The sequence below is a fragment of the Streptomyces sp. NPDC101166 genome (assembly GCF_044768125.1).
In the GTDB taxonomy this organism is placed as follows: Bacteria; Actinomycetota; Actinomycetes; order Streptomycetales; family Streptomycetaceae; genus Streptomyces.
This window is the reverse complement of sequence record NZ_JBIWPF010000342.1, coordinates 1-1066: the sequence shown is the minus strand read 5'-3', so window position 1 is coordinate 1066 and position 1066 is coordinate 1. Positions and strand designations below refer to the sequence as shown.

At 73.6% G+C, this 1066-nt stretch carries 1 protein-coding gene and 1 pseudogene; both read right to left on the bottom strand.

Features of this window, described 5'->3' with window-relative positions; translation table 11 throughout:
• A pseudogene (locus ACIRS4_RS38970) lies at positions 1-203 on the bottom strand (hypothetical protein); the annotation flags it as partial.
• Positions 204-241: 38 nt separating this feature from the next.
• Positions 242-1066: hypothetical protein (locus ACIRS4_RS38965; RefSeq protein ID WP_404205130.1), on the bottom strand; the 825-nt coding region annotated here is incomplete at its 5' end.

Below are 1066 nucleotides of genomic sequence, written 5' to 3'. Positions count from 1 at the left end.
CCCGCCGGCTCGATGTGCGCGGGCAGATCGTGTGCGATGAGCAGCCCGTCGGTGGACGCCACCAGCGTGCCGGTCAACTGCGGCACCCGGTCCCGCAGCGCCTTCAGCTCCCTGAGTACCTGCGTGTTCGGTTCTGGGCCGGACATCGCCACTTTGGTCAACCTTCCTATCAATTCGCCGAGCCGCCTTCGCCGCGCGGTCACGCGAGCTCCTCCAAGGCCGCCTCCCTATCCGTTCGCGGTCATGCCAGTTCCTCCAGTGCCGCCCGTAGCCGGATGAGGACGTCCCGGTCGGGCGGTTCCCAGCGGTCGGGGACGGCGACCGCCGCGGCCTGCCGCACCCGGCGGCGCAGCGGCGGGGCGGAATTCGTTGCCGCCGCGGAGTTCTCGTCCGGGGCGGCGGCGGATCGTTCGGCCGGTGGCCGGTCCGGCTCGATGGCGGCGCCGATGTGGTCGGCCAGGGCCACCATGACCGGCGCCTCGATCAGCCCCGCCGCGGTGAGTTCGCGCACCGCGAGCAGGCAGCCGTAGGTGGTGCGGCCCAGATCCTCGGCGAGCCCGGTGATGCTGCGGCGGGCGTCGATCGCGGCGAGCACCTCGGCCTGGCCGCCGGTGAGCACCACCCGCCGTCGCTGCACCCGTCGCACCGGGACCACGGCGACGCGATCCACCAGCTCCACCGGCCATACGCCGGCGGTCGGGTCGCCGCGGCGGGCGCATTCGTGGATCAGCGCGCCCGGGGTGATCCGGCAGGCGTGGGCCAGCCAGTGCGCCGGCCCTTCCCGGAACTCCACCCGGGCGGGTGTGGCCAGCAGCAGGTACGCGGCGTCGAAGACCGACAGCAGCGCAAGGGTTTCCAGCCGCGGGCCGGTCGGTAGCTGGTCGGGGGTTCCGGACCGGGCGCGGCGCCAGCCCTCGGCGTCGGTGAGCCCGGCGGTTATCGCCAGGCGATCGAGTCCGGTGGTGCGCCGGCAATCGGCGGCCACGATCGCGCCCTCGACGAGATGAAATGCGCCATCGCCCACGGTGAGCACGCCGGTGCCGCGTTGCTGTTCCAGTCGCCGCAG